The sequence below is a fragment of the Brevibacterium sp. GP-SGM9 genome (assembly GCF_047300845.1).
Lineage (GTDB): Bacteria > Actinomycetota > Actinomycetes > Actinomycetales > Brevibacteriaceae > Brevibacterium.
The window spans coordinates 2,864,744-2,886,610 of the sequence record NZ_CP178563.1 but is presented as its reverse complement, the minus strand read 5'-3'; the positions used below and the strand labels follow the sequence as shown (position 1 = coordinate 2,886,610).

Sequence of the window (21,867 nt, the reverse complement as noted above, 5' to 3'; positions counted from 1 at the left end):
CGGTGAGAGCCGACGATGCAGCGATTCCAACTGCGGAATGCGTCGACTTCACGTTATGGGGGTTTGGTGACTGCCCCGCCGCTTGCGGAGAAGGGACTGCGGTCATCCGCGACGGCCGTGCGGTATGCCGCTCAGAGAATTCCTCCTCCGCCGGTGCTCAGACGGCGGCGAGACGCGGGTTGCCCGCCAAACGGGACACGAGTTCGGTTCGCGAACCGACGTCGAGCTTGCGGTAGACAGCTGTGAGCCGGAGTTCGACGGTGCGCAGCGAGACGAAGATCCGTTCGGAGATCTCCCGGTTCTTCAGTCCGGCCCGGACCAGCTCGACGACCTTGAGCTCCTCATCGCTGAGTTCGCCGAGGCGTGGCAGCTCGGGCTTCGTCGGTGACTGAGGCTCTTCGACGATCTGCCCGGTGCGGAGATGTTCGGCGAGTCGACCGGCCCCGACTTCGCGAAGCAGTGCTGCAGCCGCGAGCCTCTGTTCGCGCGCTCTCAACTGCGAGCCGTTGTCGGTGAGCCTCGATGCGAAAGCAGCATGAGTGACTGCCTTCTCGAAAACGAATTCGGTGGAGCCGGCCTGCCGCAGTGCTCGCCCGAAGAGATCGGTGGCGGTATCACCGGCGGCCAGGAGTGCTTCGCTCCGGCCGACGACCAGTTCGGTCCACCGAGAAGGGCATGTCTTTGCGCGGTCGCGCAGCTTCTGCAGCAGAAGAGTCGCATGTTCCCGTCTGCCGACACTCACCAACGCCTCGATGAGGTCGCCGTCGACTCGACGCACGTTCGGATTGGTCACAACCGAGGAGAGCTGTTCGCAGCGCCGAAGGTGTCCGAGGGCTTCGGCCGGACAGTCGGTGCGCAACAGGTATCTGCCCTGAAGCGCATTGAGTTCGGCCAGCAGGCGGTGATTGGTCGTCGCCGAAGCCAGGGCCGCGGTCTGTTCTTCGATCGGTCCCGCTTCTCCGGCGCGCCCGGTCAGCAGCAGCTTCCAGGCGTGCAGCAGCAGAGTCCGGTCCCGACGGATGACGGCGAGCCCTCTGCTCTTGTCAGCGGTCGATTCCGCGATGATCCTGTCGACGATGTCGACGGCTTGGCTGACGCGGCCGAGGCGCACTTCCAGGTCTGCGCGGACGCAGTCCACCTGTCGCCTCCAGACTCGGTTCACAGCGCTCGTCTCACCGATATGGTCGAGTACAGCCGCAGCGGCCTCATAGTGTTCGGTGAGCATCAGCCCGGTGGCGACGGCGAGTCCGAAGCTCGGTCTGATCGAATCCTGGTGTCTCTGCAGGCTCGCGAATCCGGCGAGTGCCGATCCGTCTTGCCCGCTGTTGCTGTCGAGCAGGATGCGAACCGCCTGAGCAAGCTGCTGTTCCCCTGCGCGAAAGTGCTCGCCGGTGGCTTCGGCGAGCGCCAGGAGCTCCCGCGCTCGGGGGAATTCGCCTCGTTCACAGTGGCAGAGTGCGAGAGTCAGCTGCAGGCGCGCCACTTCGGCGGGCGCCTGCTCCGATTCGTCCCTGCTCCACGACATGAACAGCGAAGAAGGCAGTGTCTGCGTCTCCAGGAAGACGTTGCGGACTTCGAGGGCCCGAGCGCGGACGACGACCGCTGCCCGGTTCGATCGGGAGGCGATCCGCACATAGCGACGGGAGAAGGCGAACTGCCCGTGATCGGACAGTGTCTCGGCGATCTCGACCAGCTGACCGCGCAGCTCTTCGAGATCGTTGCAGACCCGGATGGCGCGTTCGGCGAATTCGACGCCGGCGGCGGTAAGTTCGCTTCGAACCAGCCCGAGAGCGTGCGCCGCCAGATGCTGCGCGGTCTCCTCACCCGGATCGACGAACGAGACGTGCCACGCCTCGACCTGCGGCCAGGTGTCGGCACAGTCCTCGACCAGTGCGAGATGGGTTCTGCGGCGCTCGCTCACCCCCATCGACTGCTGCACCATGGCGCGGACGAATCCGTGCGGTATCCGCAGAAAGGCTCCCCGGCGTTCGATCGTCCCGCGCGACTCCAACTCGTCGACAGCTTCCCAGAACCCGGGCATCCTCCTGGCCAGGGGCCGCAGAGGTGTCAGCGGGGACAGGGACAGGCATCTGAGCAGCGCATCGGCATCGGGCGTCAGCCCCTCGACGTAGTCGGCGATCATCGGACGGCTGGCCGGTCCCACTCGCACCGGGATCGTTAATGCGATCTCACCGCGCATCTCACTCGGCGCCATCTCCTCGAGGATGTGGCTGACTGCCAAGGGCCGGCCTGCCGCGGCGTGGGCGGCGATCTGGGCTGCTTCTTCGGCGATCTTCATGTGTCCGAAGCGGGCGAGCGCAAGGTCGCGGGCAAGCTCGATGAGTTCGGCGATGTTCAGCTCCCCGAGTGCGATCTCCGGCACCGAGGCGAACGGGCCGTCATCGTCGATCGACCGTGCAGTGATGACGATATGCAGGCGTCCGGTCTTCAGACGGCGGAGGACCTGCCCGAGCACCCGCTGCGAGTCCCTGTCCATCTCGTCGGCATTGGGTATGAGGATGAGCGTGTCCTCTGCTCCCAGGATCGAGCGGAGAGCCGCCATGATGCTCGGCACGATCTCATCGGCGGAGAGCTCCGCCGGATCCGAGAGTCCGTCGGCGGAGGCGCTGACGGCAGCGAGCAGACCGCCGATCCCGGAGAAGGGAGTCTCCTCGTCGAGCGGGCTCGTCGCGACCCGGATGGCCGTTCCCTCCCACTCCGATTCGAGCGCCCGCAGGAGGGAACGACGGCCGGTTCCGATTCCGCCGGTGAGTGCTGCGGTGCAGTGCCTGTCGAGGAGGGAGCGGAGGTCGCCGAGTTCCTTGCGACGGATCACCTGGCGCATGATCCACCTCCCGTCAGGGAGTCCGGGGAGATCATTCGGAGAATGATCCCCGGTCCGGGGACGGACGCTGCCGTGCGTGCAGCGCGGGGAATGGTTCGCAGAGGAGGCTGAAGGTTGATGTCCATACATCGATGGTGCTTGTCGGGAGCCGTCCGGAACCAGGTGGCCGACACGGGAGTCCCCTTGAGGTCACTACTCAGTCACCACTCGGTCACCACTGGAGCCGTGCAGTACGTACTCATCTGTGCACGAAACCCCGCAACTGCGGGTACTCGGTTCGGCCTCAGGCGCGCATTCGTCCTTCGGTGTCCCGCATCGCCGCGGCGACCTGTTCTCTGCGTTCGACGCCGAGCTTGCGGAACAGTCGGTAGGTATGGCCTTCGACCGTGCGTACCCGCAACCCCAGCTCCGACGCGATCTCCGCGTTCGATCGGCCCGCGACGATGAGCGCGCTGATCTGCTTCTCCCGTGCGGTCAGTCCTATGTTCTGCCTGCCCGGTCCGCTGCTGTGGCCGGCTCCGAATCGCGCGGCCAGAGCGATGCACTTACCCGCCAGGTCGGGCATCGACGCTCCGTATTCGCCCGCAAGAGACGTCAAGACTGCACGATCATGATCACGCAATGCAGCGCCGAGGCGGCCGACGATGTCGAACTCGCGACCGGTTCCGTGCGCGGCCGCTTCACACATCGCCTCAGGCGCGATCTCATCGAAGTGCAGAAAGAGGTGCAGTCGGATGAGCACGACGATCGCCGCTGCCCCATCGGCTTCGGCTTCTTTCAGCATCCGGCGCAGCTCGTGCTCGTACCGGGTCTCCCCTGTTCGTATCGCTCGTGCCGTGGTTCTCAGCACGAGGGCTCGACGATATTCGTGGTAGAGGGCTGTGACGGGTAGCTCGTCGAAGCGGGCGTGCAGCTCGTCGGCGTCAGCAGCGGATCCGACACGAGAGACCGCGTATTCGGCCTCCGCCAACGCGATGGCCAGCTGCGTGCCCAAGTTCCAATAGGTGAGCGATTCTATCGCGGCGCGAAGCGCCTTCATCGCCCCCGGCAGATTGCCCTCGAACAGGTGAGTCTGCGCCCACAGCAGGTCGATCGGCCCGGACCGGGCTGACAGGTACGCGATGTCATGCGTCGACAGTGCCGTCATCAGCTCTCTCGCCTCAGCGATTCGTCCCAGCTGCAGAAGTGTGCGCCCCTGCAGCATGGCCAGGTGAAGTGACCCTGTGCTTTCGTTGCTGAAATCGGCTTGAGCTGATTCGAGGAACGCGAGTGCTTCCAAGGTGCGTCCCGAATCGAGCATGTCGGTCGCGTGCAGCATCGTGTCGAGCAGATGGAAGCTGCCCGTGGCCCCGCTCTCGGGAGTGAGTCCGTCGAAGACGTCCACGGTGATCGGTCGTTCTTCGGCTACGACGACAGCGACTCGGTCGAGGAACTCGAGTCCGAACGCTGCGTCCACTCCCCCTCCGGGGTGTCCGTCACCTTCCTCGTGCAGGCGATTGAGAGCGGTGCGGAAGTCCGCAAGCCGCAGGGCCGGAGACATGGAGGCGGAAGCGCGGTTCATCCAGACCACGAGGGCATCGACGACCAGCGGAGCACAGCATGCGGTGCGAACCGCATGGGCCACGATGTCGAGTCCGAGGGGAATCTTATTGCAGCCGCAGTAGAGCAGAGCGACCGAGAGCAGCTCGTGCGGACTCATCTTCTCCGTCGGGATCTCCGCGATCAGCCGCATTGCCCGATGCCAGTCTCCGAGGCGAGCGGCGATCAGTGCGGCGTCGATGGTCCTCGACTCGCTGACTTCCGCTCCGCAGATCAGTCCCCACTCGGCCCTGACCACCTGCGACCACTCCGCAGGTGCATCTCCGCTGGAGTCGATGAAGTCGAACCACTCTCGACTCCGACCTGTCGGGGTCGTGTACCTGATTGTGTCCGAGGTGTGGTTCTCCACTGCCTCATAGATATGGGGTCTATGCGCGTCGATCTTCAGTTCACCGGCGGCCACGAGGGCATCCGCGGCTTCCCCGAGCCCCGCCTCGAGCAGTGTCGCCAGCTCCACCTCCCCCGCGAGGACGACCAACTCGAGGGCCTCCGTCTCCTGCGACGAGTGGTCGGCGAGACCGATCCGTGCGTAGTCGCGGGCACGCGCATCGTAGTCGGTGTCGTATCCGTCGAGGATCCACACTCCTCGGCGCATGAGGAAGCGCGATCGTCGTGCGGTGTATTCGAGGAGTTCGATGAGCTTTCCCGGATTGCGCTTCGAATGGAAGTCGACGATGTCGACCACGGCTTGAGACACGATGTGACCGAGGCGGTGTTCGATCATCGACCGATAGTCCTCACGCGGCAGAGGGCCGAGGACGAGATGCTGGAGCACACGGTCTTCGACCAGAGTCGAGAATGGCATGACCCCACTCTCGGGATTGGACCGCGACATCGCGACGAGCCTGATCGAGCCGACGCTGGCCAAGTCGGTCAGGACCTCCTGCGAACGGGAATCGAGCAGGTGGGCATCGTCGACGAAGACCGCCTGCGAGGTTCGAGTCGAGGTGAGCCGAGACACGATTCGTCCCAGCAGTGTGGACGGGGCACCGTCGAGGTCGATGAGCAGACCGAAGACGCCGAACTCGGTGTTCTGGTGCACGCGGTCCCCGCGGATCCAGATTCCGTCGCTTCCGTCCTCGAAGGCCGTTCTCGCCAGAAGGGTCTTGCCGACGCCGATCTCACCTTCGATGAGGATGCCGGAGCATTCCGAGCAGCGCAGAGATTCCCGGATCAGTCCGAGTTCCGCCATACGTCCGAAGATCGTCGTGCCGTCTCGGATGCTCTCGCCCGATGATGTGGTCAGATCTTCAGCCATTCCGTCACCACCTCTCGCAGCTCCTGCCGATTAGCCACATGCACACGACGGTAGAGGCGACCGAGGTGCCATTCGACGGTTCGGGTCGACAGGTGCAGCTCTTCTCCGATCTCTGCGCTCGTTCGGCCCTCGACGATGCCCGTGATGATCGACTGCTCGAGCTCGCCCAGATTCGCGTGGAACCGTTTCCCGTCGGCATCGAAGTCGAGCACGCGCCGGCTGCGGCCCAGCAGGATCCGGGCTTCCTTGGTGGCGGCAGCATCACCTGAAGCAACGGCGCGTTTTCGGGCCTCGCCGGACAGCTGGGCGCAGAGCACGACCGCGCCGAGGATCAGCGCCTCTCGGGCCGCGGTGATGAGCGCCTGCAGATCGTCAGCGCTGAAGGCATGTGCCACGGCGCGCAGCAGGCGACCGAGGGAGCCGTCGACCTTGCCGGCCGACGCGGACAATCTGCCGATGGCCTGTTCGTGCCCGAGTCGACCGGCCTCGAGCCAGGCCAGGCAGGCAAGGGTGTGCGCACCGTGGTCTTCTGCCCAGGCCCCGAGCTCATAGAGTTGCGGGGCTGCCGGCCCCGGCGACGTCTGCGCCAGTGCCTGCAGATCGAAGAGTCGGGCTTCGAAGGACGCCCACCACGAATGCCGACTGGCTTCGGCCTCCTCGTCGACAGCGATCGAGACGACCTCCGTCCGCTGGTCTGTCAGCACAGCGGAGAGAGACAGTGCCGACCTGGCCATTCCCACAATATCGACGATGTCGCAGGGGTCGGCACCGAGATTGAGTTCGCCGAGGATGCCGTGGGCTTTCGCCGCGTTTCCGGTGCGCAGGTCGATGAGCGCGTTCGTAAGCCTGGTCAGCCGCCGACTGGAGGTCAGTTCATCCATTGCCGTTCGCGCCTGGGCCCAGTTGCCGGCGATGAAATTCGCCACGAAGAACTGCGGGATGGCATCTTCCCGTTCGAACGATTCGGGCCCGGGAAGTCCGAACATCAGCCGGGCCTGCGCGATATAGCTCAGTCCCAGTTCGATCCGCCCGGACATCACTTCTGCCACGCCGAGGAACGCACATGCGCGCAGACGGTGGCGCACCGAGCTCGCATGGTTGAGATAGACGCTCTCCGCCAGCGCGCAGGCAGCGGCGATACGACCTCCTTTGAGGTCGAACCTGGCGCGCGTCGCATCGAGCCGACCGACGTCGATCGGCAGCGAAAGCGTGTCCCGGACCCAGTCCAGCCGCAGATCCTCGGGCTTCCTTGGGTCCATCAGCCTCAGTTCCATCGAGGCGAGACGGGACAGATACTCCTGTACTGAGGTGTCCGGATTCAGACACGCCTCGGAGACAAGCGGGTCGACGATCTCCCGGGCCTGCCTGAGACGGCCGGCTCCCCATTCGCTGCGAGCGTGCTCGAGGTCGAGTTCGGGACCGCGATAGCCGCTGGTGCGGATGATCTCTGCGGCTTCGCGGTATCTGCCCCGCGCGTTTGCCCAACCGGCGGCATCCAGAACCTGTTTGGGAGTCGGCACCCGGCCCAAGGAGATCGACCACGCGGCGTAGCCGAAGAGCGTCCTGCCGTGAAGTGCCGAAAGATCCGCTCCGGCATCAAACCGGGTGAGCAGCTCGAGGCTGCGAGAGGGAGGGACCATGGCTCGGACGTTCTCAGCCGTGACAGGTTCGTGCATGCTCACCGTTCCCCCTCGACCCTTCGAAATCGAGAGCAGACCGTCCTCCGCCAAGGAGTCGATCGTCTGCGGAGTGGTGAACCCGACGAGCACGTTATAGGGAACCGCTTCGATGAGAGCGACGGTTTCGATGACCTCGCGGCTGGACTGATCGACCCGGGCGATCGCGGTTTCGACCCCGCTGGTCCGGTTCCGCCCGAACAGCAGCCTCTCGAGCAGCCGAGGATTGCCGTGGGCGAGTGCAGTCAGCTCCGAGACCGATCTCGTCTCGGTCTCCGAGAGTCCGGTGCTGTTGATCATCGCAGCCGCATCCGCCTCGTCGATACCGTCCAGATCGATCCTGACAATGCTTCCCGACAGCCACAGTCCGGCGATGAGATCGACCGGCGGACGGGCGGATTCGGCGGCGGCGACGAGTTTGATCCTGCGTGCATCCGTCAGTTGGGCCAGCACTGCGAGGGAATGATCGTCGACGAGATCGGCTTTGTCAACGACGACCAGAGAGCGCCCGCTCGCTGCTCTGCGCTCGAACAGATCACCGATCACCGACAGCGCTCGACCGGGTGGAAGGTCTGTGTCGATGCCCTCCCGCGACAGCAGGATTTCGAAGATTCCGAGGTTCCGGACCCGCGCGTTCTCCGAGCCGCGCAGGCGGGTGACCGCAAGATCGGGGTCGAGACGAGAGAGCGAAGCATTCACCAGCGCGGTCTTCCCGATGCCCGCAGCGCCGATGAGGAGTGCACCCAGATACCTCTGCCCTGAGATCGCGTCGACGACCGTCGAGAGCTCGGACTCATAGCCGAAGAGCCGACGCGACGGTTCGACCGGGGGGATATGCGTGGTCCTGTCTGACACGTCACTCAGCTTTCCGTACCCCTGGGGATCTTCTGCAGCGGGGAATGCGGAGCCCAGCGGCGCGGGGTTCAATCCGGAGAAGCTCACATCTTGGAATCACCAATGGAATTCCTCGATCAGTATTACCACTCGAGATAGGTGCAGTAATACATCTCTGAAATAAAGTTAGGCGATTGTGACATCAACCTCCGATCCCACCGGAGGGCCGCCTCGGCGAGGAACTCCGCCGTTTTCCACTTGTGAGCCCGGACACCGCCACGTACCATTGAAAGAAAGTTACCGAACGATCTATAAGGAGTTCGCATGGACACCCTACTGAATGCGGAAGAGCGCGAGTTCGCGCAGCAGATGCGTCAGTTCTATCGCACTGAGATCCCCGAGGAACTCCGCTTCAAGGTCGCCACCGGCCAGGAACTGACCAAGGACGACATGGTCGCATCGCAGCGCGTCCTCAATCAGCACGGCTATGCGGTTCCCAACTGGCCCGTCGAGTGGGGCGGTCAGGACTGGACTCCCGTGCAGCGCCACATCTGGCTCGAAGAGATGCAGCTCGCCTGCGTGCCTCAGCCGCTGCCGTTCAACGTCTCGATGGTCGGCCCGGTCATCGCCACCTTCGGCTCACAGGAGATCAAGGAGCGCTTCCTGCCGGCCACCGCCAATATCGACATCTGGTGGTCGCAGGGCTTCTCCGAACCCAACGCAGGCTCGGACCTCGCCTCGCTCAAGACCACGGCCGTGCGTGACGGCGACAAATACATCGTCAACGGTCAGAAGACCTGGACGACCCTGGGACAGTACGGCGACTGGATCTTCAACCTCGTCCGCACCGACTCGACGGTGAAGAAGCAGGCCGGCATCTCGTTCCTGCTCATCGACATGAAGTCCCCCGGAGTCACCGTCCGCCCGATCCAGCTCATCGACGGTGGCCACGAAGTCAACGAGGTCTTCTTCGACAATGTCGAGGTCCCGGCCGAGAACCTCGTCGGCGAGGAGAACAAGGGCTGGACCTACGCGAAGTTCCTCCTCGGCAATGAGCGCACCGGCATTGCCCGCATCGGCTCCTCGAAGGTCAACCTGGCCCGGGCCAAGGCCTATGCGGCAGTCACGAAGACCGCCCGAGGCACCCTGCTCGACGATCCGCTCTTCTCTGCCCGCCTGACCAGGATCGAAGCCGAACTCACGGCGCTCGAGATGACCCAGCTGCGGATCCTCTCGACCCAGGCCGCAGGCTCCGACAAGCCGGATCCGCGTTCCTCGGTGCTCAAGCTCAAGGGCTCACAGCTGCAGGAGGACATCAGCGAACTCCTCGTCGACGTCCTCGGACCGCAGGGCCTCGACTTCGTGTCCGACCGCGTCCAGGGTGAGGGTCTGAGCGACCTTCCGCTCGGCGCCGTGGACGCACTCCCCGCCTATTTCAACACCCGCAAGGTCACCATCTACGGCGGTTCGTCCGAGGTGCAGCGCGGAATCATCTCGAAGGCACTGCTCGGCCTCTGAGGCTCCCCGAACTCAGGACACTCAAGAAGAGGACAACAATGGATCTTGAACTCAACGACATTCAGCAAGAACTCGCCAGCACACTGAGCAAGTACCTGCGCAGCGAATACGACACCGCCAAGCGCGAGGAGATCCTCCGCAGCGATGAGGGCATCTCCCGCGAGCACTGGCAGCAGTTCGCGGAAATGGGCCTGGTCGGGCTCGCCGTGCCGGAAAACTACGGCGGCGCCGGAATGACCTTCAACGAGGTGGCCGTCGTCGCCGAGGCATTCGGCCGCTCCCTCGTACTCGAACCCTTCCTCGCCACCGCGGTGCTCGGAGCGAACGCGATCGTGCTCGGCGGCAGTGAGGAGCAGAAGCAGGAGATCCTGCCCGGAGTCTGCGAAGGCCAGACCTTCCTCGCCCTCGCGGCCCTCGAACCGAACTCCCGCTACGCGCTCGAGTCCCCCGAGACGAGCGCCACCAGCGCAGCCGAGGGCTCCGTGACGATCACCGGCGAGAAGAACTCCGTGCTCGGCGGCGACGTCGCCGATCACTTCATCGTCACCGCCGTCGAGAACGGGGAACTCGGACTGTTCCTCGTCGCCGCCGATGCCACCGGCGTCATCCGGGCCGCGCACCGCCAGGCCGATGGCCTCGGCAGCGCAAGCGTGAAGTTCGACAATGCTCCCGCCCAGCGATTGGCCAGCGGTGATGCCAGTGAGGTCCTCGCCGAGGTGATCGACACCGGCAATGCCGCGATCATCGCCGAGGCGGTCGGAGCGATGGAGGCCTCACTGACGATGACGGCCGAGTACCTCAAGACCCGCGAGCAGTTCGGTGCCCCGATCGGCGCGAACCAGGCGCTGCAGCACCGCGCGTCCGACCTCTACGCGGAACTCGAGTACGCCCGAAGCATGGCCCTGTACTCACGTCTGGCTGTGACCTCGGAAGCGGCCGGAGCCGAGAAGGACCGCCACCGCGATGTCATCGCCTCGAAGATCGTCATCGACCAGTCGGCTCGCAACATCAGCCAGGAGTCGATCCAGATGCACGGCGGCATCGGTATGACCATGGAATATCCCATCGGCCACTATGCCAAGCGCCTGACCGTCATGACTCGCACCTTCGACGACGCAGATTCGCTGACCGCCGAGCTTGCCGAGATCGGCGGACTCATCGAACCCCAGGCCGCCGACCTCAGCTGAGGTCGAGTACCGCTGTCGGGGCCTGTCCCCGCCCGGTACACCCGGCCCCGCCCGGAACGCCTCACGAGAGGCGCCTCACACGGGCACGTGCCCCGATCCCCTGAAGTGGGAGTGCCGGGGCACACCACCGCCGAGGCGGCACGATCACCATCGTGCCGCCTCGGCGGTTATCTGTCTCAAGGGACCTGCACTGTCATCTCACGCGATCTGAACTGACCGGCTGCTTGCCGCGGGTGGACGTTCCAAGCCGAGCGTCCCTGAGCATCCGGCGGACGATCTGTGCCGATTTCCGGTGGCAGAATCAGCACGGATCGTCCGCCGGATCACGCGGGACAAAGCAGACCAGCGGAATGCGGGCGGGAGAGCGGTTGAGGCGCAACGCAGTCGGCTGAGGGGCAGTGGGCCGGCCGCTGCAACGTGCGGCAACGGCCGCATGGAACCAGAGTGTCAGCCGACGGGCTGGCCGTAGACGTGGCGGCGGACCCACGAGTGCATCGTGATCGCTGCAGCCGCCGCTGCGTTCATCGACCTGGTCGAACCGTATTGCGCGATCGACAGCACCGCGGTGCTCGCCTCGTGTGCCGCCTCGCTCAGTCCCGGGCCTTCCTGGCCGAACAGGAGAAGGCAGCTCTTCGGCAGGTCATAAGTCTCCAGCGGCACGGAATCCGGAAAGTTGTCGATGCCGATGAGCGGCACATCGTTCTCCGCGCACCACTGCAGCAGGTCGTCGACGCTCGGGTGGTGGATGATGTGCTGGTACTTGTCCGTGACCATCGCGCCGCGCCGGTTCCACCGACGCCGGCCGACGATGTGCACGGCGGCGGCGTTGAAGGCGTTCGCGGTGCGCACGACGGAGCCGATGTTGAGATCGTGCTGCCAGTTCTCGACCCCGACGTGGAAGTCATGCCGAGTCGTATCGAGATCGGCCACGATCGCATCGTGCTTCCAGTAGCGGTAGCGATCGACGACGTTGCGCCGATCGCCCTCGCGCAGCAGCTCGGGATCGAAGTGCTCACCGACAGGCCAGGGGCCGGTCCACGGACCGACCCCCACCTGCGGCTGCGCGCCGTCTGTCACGGCTTGTCGTCGGAATTGTCCGCCGACTCGTCGTCCTCAGTCGCCGCAGCGTCCTTGGACGCCGCAGCGTCCCTCTTCGGCTTCGCAGTCGACTTCGCCGAGGCGGCACTCGCGTCATCGTCCTTCGCGGCCTTCACCTCGGTGTCGGTGGCGTCGGTGTCGTCGTCATCCGCGTTGGTGTCCGCGGCCTCGGCATCGGCCGAGTCGGGCTTCTTCGCAGCTGCCGAACCGGCGGCGACCTTCTTCGCACGTTTGCTCATCTTCACCTTCTTGCCCTTGCGGCCTCCGCCGGTGAGCACCGAACGGACGTAGGCCCCTCCGGCCAGAGAGTGGAGGATGAAGGCGAGCACCGCGGCGATCGCGGCGGCGACGAGTCCCTCCCACCATTCGGCCTGACCGGCGAAGAAGCGACCGGCGATGCCCAGCGGCGAGGTGAACGGCACCCACGACAGGACTTTCGCGACCATGCCCGTGGCACCGACGAACATCGGCGCGAAGAGGCCGGCGACGGTGATCACGCCGATGATCGCGAGGAAGGTCGTGCGCGCCTTCGCCCCGACCACAGTCGACGCCCACACGAGGAGCGCGAAGACCGACCACGCCGTGAACAGCAGGGCGAGGGCGAACCAACCGAGCCCCGGCAGCATATCGAAGGCCAGCTCGGTCTTGCCCGAGAGCGAGAGTCCCAGCTCGGCGATGACGGCGGCCACGACGAGGTGGACGACGACGAGGGAGATGGTTCCCGTGATCCTGCCTGACGCCGAGGCGCGGGGCGGGATCGTGGCCGCGATGATCTCCGTGATCCGGTTGCGCTTCTCCAAGCGCAGGTTCTGATACAGCGCGGTGCCGAGAGTGGCGATGACCAGCAGGGAGAAGGCGACCATTCCCCACAGCACCGGCGTCGCGATGGTGTCCTCGACCGCGGGAGCATTGAGCAGGGTGGCCTTGGTCTCCGGAGCGAGCTTCTCCAGCAGCGCCTCGGGCTGCTTGTCCAAGGCGATGATCGTCGGCTGACCCTGACCGCTCGGATCCTGGATGAAGGCGGCGTCGACCTTGCCCTCGCGGACGAGCTTCTCCGCGGATTCGGCATCCTCGGCATCGGTGATCTTCACGCCGAGCTGCTGTTCGTACATCGCGGCCTGCTCGCCCACACCGACCATGGCCATGCTCGGTGTGCCCGAGGTCTTGTCGGAGGCCCCGACCAGACCGGCGATGATCGCGGCGAGGATGCCGAGGATGATCACGGCCCCGGTGACGAGGAAATAGGGACTGCGCAGCGCGGTCGAGCTCTCCCGGTTCGACACTAGCCACGAGGCCTGGCGCTTGCCGACGTCGACGAACTCCGAGACCAGACCGGTCTCCGGCAGCTCCTCCGGAGCAGGGGTGTCCTCAGCGAGTTCGGCGGGAACCTCGACGAAACCGAGGTCATCGCCCGAGTCCTCGCCCGCAGCCACCTCGGCGCCGGGATCGTTGACCTCCACGGCCGCAGCATCGTCGGCACCGGAGACTTCATCCGCCGAGGCGGTGCCGTCGTCCGCGGCGTCAGCGACGTCGGACTCGGCGTCCGCGCCGGACTTCGCGTCAACGCCTGACTTCGCATCCTCGGTGGGCTCGATCTCGTCATCGCTGGGGATGCCGAGGTCGTCGATGCCCTCGCCGGCGGTGCCCTTCGACACGACCGGTTCGGGGGTTTCGTCTTCCGAACCCTTGTCCTTGCGCGCCATTACAGGGCCTCCTTATACTGCTCGGCCAGTGTCGGACGGACACTCTCGAAGCTCTTCACACCGTCGAGTGTCGCGACGGTCGCCGCGGCGGACTTCGCGTCCTCGGCACGGAAGCTGATGACATTGTCCCGGCGATCGACGACGGAGACGTCGCTGACGTCTCGACGGGACTTCAGGGCCTGGGCGGCCGCCTCGGCGTTGTCGAGTTCGACCCGGTACTTCGCGGCACCGCGCAGCTTCTCGACGCTGCCCGCGGCCGCGACCTTGCCCTGGCTGATGAGAACGACGTCATCGGCATAGGCCTGCGCCGCCTCCCAGTCATCGGTGGCGATGACGACGGGCACGCCCGAGGACGCGTGAGCCCGCAGCAGCGACATCACGAGCCGTGTCGACTGGGCGTCGAGGCCGGAGAACGCATCGTCGATGACGACGACGTCGGGATCGGCAGCCAGAGTGGCGGCGATGTCGACGCGGGCGATCTCCGTGCCGGACAGGTTCTTCAGCGGGGCGTAGCCGCGATCGGCGAGCTCGAGGTGGGACAGCAGGGTGAGCGCATTGCGTTCGGCCGCGCCGAGGGTGATGCCGTGCAGGCGAGCGAGATAGACGATCTGGTCGATCACGCGCATGTTCGGGTACCCGCCGCGCTCGGCGGGCAGATAGCCGAAGTTCTGGCGGTCACCGAAGTCGAGTTCGAAGTCCTCGAGTTCGATGCTGCCCTCGTCGGCCGAGATCAGACCCATGATGACACGCACCAGCTCGGTCCGGCCCGCCGATCGGGTCCCGACGATCGCGGTGACCCGTCCTGCCTTCGCGGTGAAACTCACCTCGTCCAGATACGTCCGCTTCCCCTTGCGCAGGGAAATCTCTTTCAGTGTGAGCACGCGTCATCCTTATCCGTTACTTGGAGCAATACTGTGGGAGTGTCTCATCTATCGTGTTGAATGGACCAACCTGTTTCAAACCAGCGCCCGGATTTCGACAGAATTGCCAGTCGAGTCCCAGCTGATGATCGATGGGGCAGATCAGCGCTTCGGAGCACCGGGAATCGGGGCCTCGGCCGCAGGTGGGAGACGGTCATTCCAGTCCGAGGTCGCCCGTGGTCAGGGCGGTGAGGTACGGGATCCCCGTCGCCTCGACCTTCTCCTTCGCACCCGTGTTGCGATCCATGACCACGGCCACGGCGACCACCTCGGCGCCGGCCTCCTTGAGCGCCTCGACCGCGGTGAGCACGGAACCACCGGTCGTCGAGGTGTCCTCGACGGCGATGACGCGCCTGCCGCTGACATCGGGGCCTTCGACCCGGCGGGACATGCCGTGCTTCTTCGCCTCCTTGCGAACGACGAAGGAGTCCAAGGGCCGGTCGCGCAGGACCGAGCGGTGCATGACCGCCGTGCCGACGGGGTCGGCCCCCATCGTCAGTCCGCCGACGGCGTCGATCGAATCGAGCAGGCCTTCGGCCTCGAGGAGATCGAGGATCACATCGCCGACGAGCGGGGCCGAACGATGGTCGAGAGTGACCCGACGCAGATCCAGATAGTAATCGGCTTCCTTGCCCGATGAGAGGGTCACCTTGCCGCGAACCACGGCGAGTTCGTCGATGAGGTCGAGCAGTTGTCGGCGAGTGTCTGCGCTGTCGGTCATGGCCCCCAGTCTAAACTGCCGCACCCGCAGAGCCATCCAGCGGTGTCACAGGGTCACTGGCGAATCGGCTGCGTGAGGATTTCGCCCGCGGCTGCAGCCGCGGTGTGTCCGTGCTCACCGAACGACGGCGTGAGGATTCGCCCGCGGCTGCGTCCGTACCAATGTCATAAAGAATGAGAGTCGGACGTCTCGCAGTTCGAGAAACGGCTCTACCATTGGAAACAGAACCGACCGACAAGGCCGGTTACCGAACACTGAAGGGACGTGAGCACCATGGGTTTCATCGCATATCTGATCCTCGGACTCATCGCCGGAGCCATTGCCAAGGCCATCCTGCCCGGTAAGCAAGGCGGCGGCTGGATCGCCACACTCATCCTCGGCGTCATCGGCGCGATGGTCGGCGGGTGGATCGGCGGCGCCGTCTTCGGCGCGGAGATGGACAAGTTCTTCTCGCTCTCCACTTGGCTGTGCGCCATCGGCGGTTCGCTGATCGTCCTCGTCATCTGGGGACTCATCACCGGTCGATCGAAGAAGACCGCAGCCTGAGCCTCACCGCACACCGAAGCGGCCCTCTCCGAAGTTCGCGTCCTGCCTGACAGCGGGACCGCGAGCCGAGGAGGGGGCCGTTTCGCGTCGTGGCACCTCTTCAGCGGCGTTCGCGATGCAGCGTCCACGGCAGACGCGGCTCAGTGTCCGCGGCCGAGGCGGCTCAGTGTCCGCGGGTGACGACGCGGAGGTCGATCTCGAGTTCGCCGAGAGGCTCCTCGGTGCCGGCGACGAGATCGACCTCGATGACGGCGAAGATCTCATCGACGATCTCGGTGACGGGGCGGCTGTCATCGAGGTGGGCGTCGACACGCACCCGCACTCCCCCGGCCTTCCGGGAGACATCGACGCCGACCGGCACTCCACCGGATCGTCGCAGCACTCGCGCCGTCGCGGTGGCGACGATGTAGCGCAGGCTCGGAGCCAGGGCGGTGACTCCGTCGACTCCGGTCACGGAATCGGTCAGACGCTGGGAGATCGCCGTCTCGTCGAAGTCCCCATCGGCAGTCTGTTCAGTCAACATACACATCCTCGGCGACGATATCGATGGTGGTCGCTGGGATCCCCAGCTGGGAGACCAGCGCTTCGGCCACTTTGGTGCGGACCACCTCGGCGGTGGGAGTGAAAGATACGCCCGCACGCATGGCCACGGTCAGGGACACCTCCGCGGCAGAGCCCTGCGGCTCCCCCGCCGGTGTCACCTCGACGCTGCGGGCACGGATGCCGTCGACCGCGTCGACGGCGTCGCGGACGATCGAGCGCACCGAGGCGTCTGCGATCGCAAAGGGATTCCCGCGCTCGGTGGTCAGTCGGGTCGCGGGACCGCGGCGGATGTCCTCGCGCACGATCTTCAGGATCCGTTCGCGCACCCCAGCCGTGTCGTCCGGGCCGGGTTCGAAGCTGTCCATGTACTCATCGATGACGCCACGCAGATGGGAGTCGGAGTTCCATTCGAGCTCGACCTCCCCGGGATCCGGCAGATCACCGGAACCGTCGTTTGGGCCGCTCATATCCATCCTTCCATCCCCTCGGCAATGGCGACGCGGGCCCGGTGGATGCGGCCGCGCACGCTGCCCTCGCTGATTCCCAGGGTAGTGGCCACCTCGGAGTAGCTGAGTCCTTCCAACTGGTGGAGCACCCAGGTTACACGCTGCTCGGACGAAAGCGTCTGGATCACCTGCGAGAAATGCTGCAGCGCCGTGCGCGCCTCGACGGAGTTCTCCACCGAGGCGTTCCCATCGGCGTGATGGCCCATGTCCGCGGGATCCTGCGCCTCCGCCGGTCGGGCCATCCTGCGGCGCAGCACGTCCGTACACCGATTCGAGGCCATCCGGTAGATCCAGGTGCCGAAAGCGGCCGGTTCGGCCAGAGCAGTCAGCGATTTCCACGCCTGCACGAGCGTGTCCTGGACGACGTCCTCGGCATCCTGCTTGTCACCGAGCGTGCGCCAGGCGAACCGGAGCAGCTTCGTCTCGTAACGATCGACGAGCGCTTCGAAGGCCTCGATATCGCCTTCCCTGGCGCGCACGACGAGGGTGACGATGTCGAATCGATCATCTTCCCTTGCCATGATCACATCGTATGTCACCAGGAGAGATGTGAACAGACTCCAGACGAAGTGGATCGGGCGCGTCCGCCGAACCCCTCGTTCCGAAGTTCTCAGAAATATTCTGCGAAACCGCGTGAGGATTCCTCGGCACCTGCGTCTGTACCGATGTCAGCACCCCTCAAGCGAAAAGGAAGAACGATGCCTGAAGCTCAGCAGACCACCAAGAACCAGCCGACCACTGCCGATGACGTGCGCAGCCCGCTCGTGACCGATATGGGCAACACCACCATCGCCGAGAACGTCGTTGCCAAGCTCACCGGCATCGCCGCTCGCGAGGTCCCCGGCGTCTACGGAATGGGCAATGCCGCACGCCGCGCCTTCGATACCCTCACCGACCGCATCCCCGGCTCGCAGACCAACGTCTCCGGCGGAGTCTCCGTGGAGAAGGGCGAGAAGCAGACCGCGATCGACCTGACCATCGTCGTCGAGTACGGAACCTCGATCGTCGATGTCGCCGAGGCGATCCGCCGCAACGTCATCCGCGCCGTCGAGCAGGGCACCGGACTCCAGGTCGTCGAGGTCAACATCGACGTCACCGATGTCCACCTGCCCGAAGAGGACGACGATCAGCCTGCCTCGGACGCACCCGAACTCAACTGACCCACCATCCCATTGACCGCCTCGGCGGAAGGATTGTCATGTCGAAAACACTCATCGGTCTCCTCGTCGGACTGACGCTGGGAATCGTCGCGTACTTCGGAGGATTCCTCGCGTTCCTCGTCGTCGCGATCTGCGGCGGGCTCGGCCTGGTCGTCGGCCTCGTGCTCGACGGTCGCCTCGACCTCAACGCCCTCAGCTCCCGTTCGACCACTCGGAGGTAGGGCCGTGTCGTCACCTGGCACCCTGACGATCGCGGACAAGGTCGTCGAGAAGACCGCCTCGCAGATCCTCAAGGGCCTGCCCGGAGTCGGCGGCACGACGTCCGGATTCCTCGGCATCGGTGCGAACTCGAGCCTGGAGAATCGACCGTCCGTGGACGTGACTCTCTCCGGTCGCAGCTGCACCCTGGCTGTGCAGCTGGGCCTGAGCTATCCGTCCTCCATCACCGAGGCGACCGAGACCGTGCGCGAGCGGCTGAGCACCGAGGTCGAGCACCTCACCGGCGTCACCGTCCGTCAGGTCGATGTCGCCGTCCGGTGGCTCAAACCCGAGTCCGCTGCAGGCGGCCGCGGAGCAAGGAGTCTGGCATGAGCACACGTCTTCTGCGTACCCGACCGGCACGCGTGGTTCCGGCCGTCATCCTCGCGATCGTGCTGCTGCTTCTGGCAACAGCCCTCGGTTGGATCGGTGTCGCGGCGATCGTCGCCACCGGCACCATCGACTCCGCCATGAACGCAGGCTACCCCGGACTCGACGCGCTCGGCACCCTGAACTGGGGTGCGGCCGCGGTCATCGGCGTCGGCGTGGTCCTGGCAGTGCTCGGACTCGTGTTCGTCATCGCAGGCATCTCCCCCGGCGCCCGTCGCCTCAGCGACTATCGGGCGGAGCTTGCCGAACACATCGGGCGCTTCGAGGTGGCACTGCCCACCTCGGCGCTGTCGAACCTCGCGGCTGCCGCCGCGGATTCGGTCGACGGCGTGTCCAGTGTCCGCGCGGCATCGAATGCGAAGTCGACGATCGTCACGTTCTCGACCCCGGTCCGGGACAACGCCCCGATCCGTGACGAAGTCGAGGCCGCGGTCCGGGAGCGCTTCGAATCCATCTCCTTCGACCGCACCCCGACGGTCAAGGTCCACGCACTCAGGAGGCAGGCATGAGACGAATGGCAGCAGGTGCCAACCGCACCGGCCTGATCATCATCGGACTGCTGTTGACTCTCGGTGGGCTGGCCATCCTCGCGATCGGCTTCGGCCTCGCCGAGGCGGTCGTCCCCGGGCTCGGTGCGCAGTCCGACCTGCAGCCGGTGGCCGGAGTCTTCGCCCTCCCGTTCTCGGCGCTGCTTGCGCTGGTCGCGGCCATCATCCTCGCCGTCATCGGACTGCGCTGGCTGGCCGCCCAGATCCCACGCAAGGACGCCGCGAAACCGCTGCGACTCCAGCGCGATGCCCGCACCGGCGTGACCACGGTGACCGCGAACGTCATCGCCGAGGCGGTCGCCGAAGATCTCGAGGCCACCCCCGAGGTCGTCGACGCCGAGGCGATTCTGCGCGGCAGTGCGAAACAGCCCGAACTCGTCCTCCACGTCGATGTCGACGAACGCGCCGACATCGATGCGGTGGTCACCGACATCGCACAGCGCGTCACCCGCAACTGCGCCGAGGCGCTCGGCTCTCCGCTGGCCACCGTGGCCGTCGAGGTCGGGATCGCCCGCACGAAACAGCGCCGGCAGCGCAGCGTCTCCCTGTGAGCGCGAACTTCTGTGAATGACAAAGACCCCGGGGCGCGTAATCGCGACATCCCGGGGTCCTCGCAGCACTCCCCTCGAGTACCCGGACGCATCCCCATACGTCCGTTATGTTCACCCGATCCCCACCGGGCGAACACCACAATTTGACCACACTTCGAGGCCGCTTGTAAAGATTGACCAGATCACTTCTGCACACCGGTGAGTGCGATCCTGCACAGTTCGTGCGCAGATATGCGCTGGTCAGAGCCACTGCCGCAGGTGATTTACGCCTCAACTTCCCACGCCTGTCGTAATCCGGACCTCCGCTGACCTCAGTCTTCGCGCCGGCGCCCGAAGGCGAAGCCGGCCGAACCCCGACGGATCAGTCGGCGCGGAACGAAGGGCACCACCCGCGCGGCCAGAGAATACGTGATTCCGGGAACCGAGACGGTTCTGCCCCGACGGGCGTCGCGCAGCGACTCGGCGACGACCTGCCGGACGCTCAGCCAGATCCAGTCGGGACCGCTGCGCTCGACTCCGAGCCGCTGATGGAACTCCGTCTTGATGAATCCGGGCAGCACCGCGGTGACGGTCACGGGTGTGCCGCGCAGCTCGCCGGCGAGCGCCTCGGTGAAGACCAGTGTCGACATCTTCGCGGCCGCGTACAGACCCATCGTCGTCACGGCCGCCATCGAGGAGACATTGACGATGCCGCCGCGACCACGACCCCGCATCTGCTTCGCCGCCGCCAGGGACAGCTCCCTCACCGCACCGACCAAGACCGTGTCCTGGTCTCGCAGCTCCTCGGGCGCGGATTCGAGCAGCCCGTGTTTGAGCCCGTAGCCGGCGTTGTTGATGAGGACGTCGACCCGACTCTCTTCGATCACGGCGACGACCGCGTCGATTCCGGTGCGGGTCGAGAGGTCGGCCACGACCACTTCGGCGCGGATCCGATGCTCGGACTCGAGCCTCTCCGCGAGCTCTCGCAGACGCTCCTCGCTGCGGGCGACGAGGACGAGGTCATAGCCGTCGGCGGCGAGGTTGTGGGCGTACCCGCGTCCGAGACCGGAGGAGGCTCCGGTGATGAGAGCGCGCGGGCGCATCATTTCGCGCCTTGGCCCAGCCGTACCGTCAGCGACTGTGCGGCGGTCCCGATCGGACCGCTGACATCGCTGAGCACTGTCGTCGTCTCACCCAGGCCGGTCGGACCGAAGGCCACCTTCGTCTCGAAGCCGACCCATTCGGGTTCGGGCACGCGGGTGAAGTGGATCGTCAGGTCGACATTGGGGAAGAAGGTCGTCCGCGGATCCTCACGCACGGCCAGTCCGTTGGCGGCGTCGACGAGCTTGACGAAGGCGGCGGTCGGCGGATCGATCTCCCCGTCGACGAGCGGATAGGGGGAGCGGACCCAGGACCGGGCGTAGCCGGGCCGGGCGTCGGCGGCCTGGTGCCCCTCGAGAGAGCCGATGAACCCTCCGCCCCACCGCTGCTCCAGCGCCATCTCCGGGACTTCGGACACGGGCGGCAGCGTCGGCCATTCGTCTCCCTGCACCGTCGTGGTGTCTCCGGCCTGCAGCCTCCACACCCGGGCGCTGATGCTCACTCGGTCCCCGTGGCGCATCGTCGCCTCGATGAGTTCGATGGTCCGACCCGGTCGGATCACGTCGACGTCGATGGTGAATTCGCCGGAATGGATGACGCCGAGGATGTCGAAGCTGATCCGTGAGACCAGCTTGTCGCTGGGCAGTCGACGTTCGATCTCGGCGAGGACGAGACCGGAGGCCGGGGCCATGTGCTGCTCACCCGGCTGCCAGGCGCCCTGGCTGTGCAGGGTGGAGACCAGGCGGTCCTCCGCCAGTCGCACATAGTAGGAGTCCGGGACGGGTGCACCGTCGTGGCCGAGGTGATTGTTGGGTGCTTCAGGCATGTCTTCAGACTAACGGCCCTGGCCTGAGCGCAGCGCCTCGGGGAGGTCGTCCGCTTCTTCAGATGTGCCCGGGACGGAGCTTTTGCCCGGGGCTTCCACC

The 21,867-nt window shown here is 65.7% G+C and carries 20 protein-coding genes; 8 read left to right on the top strand and 12 right to left on the bottom strand.

What is annotated here, in order from left to right:
• Window positions 1-157: 157 nt before the first annotated feature.
• The 3 genes from ACH82I_RS13025 to ACH82I_RS13015 all read right to left on the bottom strand — a co-directional run bounded on the left by ACH82I_RS13025 (window position 158) and on the right by ACH82I_RS13015 (window position 6,436).
• Window positions 158-2,845 (bottom strand): helix-turn-helix transcriptional regulator, encoded by a 2,688-nt coding sequence (locus ACH82I_RS13025; RefSeq protein WP_413333174.1) that lies wholly within the window; start codon window positions 2,843-2,845, stop codon window positions 158-160.
• 283 nt (window positions 2,846-3,128) lie between these two features.
• Window positions 3,129-5,702 (bottom strand): LuxR C-terminal-related transcriptional regulator, encoded by a 2,574-nt coding sequence (locus tag ACH82I_RS13020; protein ID WP_413333172.1) that lies wholly within the window; start codon window positions 5,700-5,702, stop codon window positions 3,129-3,131.
• A complete protein-coding gene (locus tag ACH82I_RS13015) occupies window positions 5,687-6,436 on the bottom strand; it encodes a helix-turn-helix transcriptional regulator (RefSeq protein WP_413336763.1) in 750 nt (249 codons plus the stop codon). The genes ACH82I_RS13020 and ACH82I_RS13015 overlap by 16 nt, the downstream gene beginning before the upstream one ends.
• A gap of 2,100 nt (window positions 6,437-8,536) precedes the next feature.
• Between ACH82I_RS13015 and ACH82I_RS13010 the strand changes: the two genes are divergently transcribed.
• Both ACH82I_RS13010 and ACH82I_RS13005 read left to right on the top strand, forming a co-directional pair.
• Window positions 8,537-9,730 (top strand): acyl-CoA dehydrogenase family protein, encoded by a 1,194-nt coding sequence (locus ACH82I_RS13010; RefSeq protein ID WP_413333170.1) that lies wholly within the window; start codon window positions 8,537-8,539, stop codon window positions 9,728-9,730.
• A 38-nt stretch (window positions 9,731-9,768) separates the two neighbouring features.
• Entirely contained in the window at window positions 9,769-10,917 is a 1,149-nt protein-coding gene (locus ACH82I_RS13005) for an acyl-CoA dehydrogenase family protein (RefSeq protein WP_413333168.1), read from the top strand.
• 447 nt (window positions 10,918-11,364) lie between these two features.
• On the opposite strand, the gene ACH82I_RS13000 is transcribed toward ACH82I_RS13005, so the two are convergent.
• The 4 genes from ACH82I_RS13000 to pyrE form a co-directional block, all read right to left on the bottom strand.
• Window positions 11,365-11,994, bottom strand: a complete 630-nt coding sequence (locus ACH82I_RS13000; protein ID WP_230746134.1) for a TrmH family RNA methyltransferase — start codon at window positions 11,992-11,994, stop codon at window positions 11,365-11,367.
• Window positions 11,991-13,718 carry a sodium ABC transporter permease gene (locus tag ACH82I_RS12995; RefSeq protein ID WP_413333166.1) on the bottom strand — a complete coding sequence of 576 codons (1,728 nt, stop codon included), beginning with the start codon at window positions 13,716-13,718 and terminating at the stop codon, window positions 11,991-11,993. Before ACH82I_RS12995 ends, ACH82I_RS13000 begins: the two co-directional genes overlap by 4 nt.
• Window positions 13,718-14,599 carry an ABC transporter ATP-binding protein gene (locus ACH82I_RS12990; protein WP_413333164.1) on the bottom strand — a complete coding sequence of 294 codons (882 nt, stop codon included), beginning with the start codon at window positions 14,597-14,599 and terminating at the stop codon, window positions 13,718-13,720. Before ACH82I_RS12990 ends, ACH82I_RS12995 begins: the two co-directional genes overlap by 1 nt.
• A 193-nt stretch (window positions 14,600-14,792) precedes the next feature.
• Window positions 14,793-15,359 carry an orotate phosphoribosyltransferase gene (gene pyrE / locus ACH82I_RS12985; RefSeq protein ID WP_413333162.1) on the bottom strand — a complete coding sequence of 189 codons (567 nt, stop codon included), beginning with the start codon at window positions 15,357-15,359 and terminating at the stop codon, window positions 14,793-14,795.
• Window positions 15,360-15,632: 273 nt separating this feature from the next.
• Here pyrE and ACH82I_RS12980 point away from each other — a divergent pair, with 273 nt between their 5' ends.
• A complete protein-coding gene (locus ACH82I_RS12980; RefSeq protein WP_230746139.1) occupies window positions 15,633-15,905 on the top strand; it encodes a GlsB/YeaQ/YmgE family stress response membrane protein in 273 nt (90 codons plus the stop codon).
• Window positions 15,906-16,068: 163 nt separating this feature from the next.
• Here ACH82I_RS12980 and ACH82I_RS12975 read toward each other — a convergent pair whose 3' ends face one another.
• From ACH82I_RS12975 to ACH82I_RS12965, 3 genes are read right to left on the bottom strand one after another with little or no spacing between them, the layout of a single operon-like run.
• Window positions 16,069-16,428, bottom strand: coding sequence for a hypothetical protein (locus ACH82I_RS12975; protein ID WP_413333160.1), 360 nt, complete (start codon window positions 16,426-16,428; stop codon window positions 16,069-16,071).
• Window positions 16,418-16,915 (bottom strand): hypothetical protein, encoded by a 498-nt coding sequence (locus ACH82I_RS12970; protein WP_413333158.1) that lies wholly within the window; start codon window positions 16,913-16,915, stop codon window positions 16,418-16,420. Before ACH82I_RS12970 ends, ACH82I_RS12975 begins: the two co-directional genes overlap by 11 nt.
• The gene (locus tag ACH82I_RS12965; protein WP_413333156.1) at window positions 16,912-17,475 is read right to left on the bottom strand and encodes an RNA polymerase sigma factor; all 564 of its coding nucleotides are present in this window, start codon (window positions 17,473-17,475) and stop codon (window positions 16,912-16,914) included. Before ACH82I_RS12965 ends, ACH82I_RS12970 begins: the two co-directional genes overlap by 4 nt.
• 177 nt (window positions 17,476-17,652) lie before the next feature.
• On the opposite strand from ACH82I_RS12965, the gene ACH82I_RS12960 reads away from it, so the two are divergent.
• From ACH82I_RS12960 to ACH82I_RS12940, 5 genes are read left to right on the top strand one after another with little or no spacing between them, the layout of a single operon-like run.
• The gene (locus ACH82I_RS12960; protein WP_413333154.1) at window positions 17,653-18,114 is read left to right on the top strand and encodes an Asp23/Gls24 family envelope stress response protein; all 462 of its coding nucleotides are present in this window, start codon (window positions 17,653-17,655) and stop codon (window positions 18,112-18,114) included.
• 38 nt (window positions 18,115-18,152) lie between these two features.
• On the top strand, window positions 18,153-18,335 hold the full coding sequence (locus tag ACH82I_RS12955) for a hypothetical protein (protein WP_230746145.1): 183 nt from the start codon (window positions 18,153-18,155) through the stop codon (window positions 18,333-18,335).
• Between the two features lie 4 nt (window positions 18,336-18,339).
• The gene (locus ACH82I_RS12950) at window positions 18,340-18,705 is read left to right on the top strand and encodes an Asp23/Gls24 family envelope stress response protein (RefSeq protein WP_230746148.1); all 366 of its coding nucleotides are present in this window, start codon (window positions 18,340-18,342) and stop codon (window positions 18,703-18,705) included.
• Window positions 18,702-19,271, top strand: a complete 570-nt coding sequence (locus ACH82I_RS12945; protein ID WP_413333152.1) for a DUF6286 domain-containing protein — start codon at window positions 18,702-18,704, stop codon at window positions 19,269-19,271. The genes ACH82I_RS12950 and ACH82I_RS12945 overlap by 4 nt, the downstream gene beginning before the upstream one ends.
• Window positions 19,268-19,861, top strand: coding sequence for an alkaline shock response membrane anchor protein AmaP (locus tag ACH82I_RS12940; RefSeq protein WP_230746152.1), 594 nt, complete (start codon window positions 19,268-19,270; stop codon window positions 19,859-19,861). The genes ACH82I_RS12945 and ACH82I_RS12940 overlap by 4 nt, the downstream gene beginning before the upstream one ends.
• 311 nt (window positions 19,862-20,172) lie before the next feature.
• Here the strand turns inward: ACH82I_RS12940 and ACH82I_RS12935 are convergent, their stop codons facing one another.
• Entirely contained in the window at window positions 20,173-20,946 is a 774-nt protein-coding gene (locus ACH82I_RS12935) for an SDR family NAD(P)-dependent oxidoreductase (protein ID WP_413333150.1), read from the bottom strand.
• The gene (locus tag ACH82I_RS12930; RefSeq protein WP_413333148.1) at window positions 20,943-21,767 is read right to left on the bottom strand and encodes a thioesterase family protein; all 825 of its coding nucleotides are present in this window, start codon (window positions 21,765-21,767) and stop codon (window positions 20,943-20,945) included. Before ACH82I_RS12930 ends, ACH82I_RS12935 begins: the two co-directional genes overlap by 4 nt.
• Window positions 21,768-21,867: the final 100 nt, after the last annotated feature.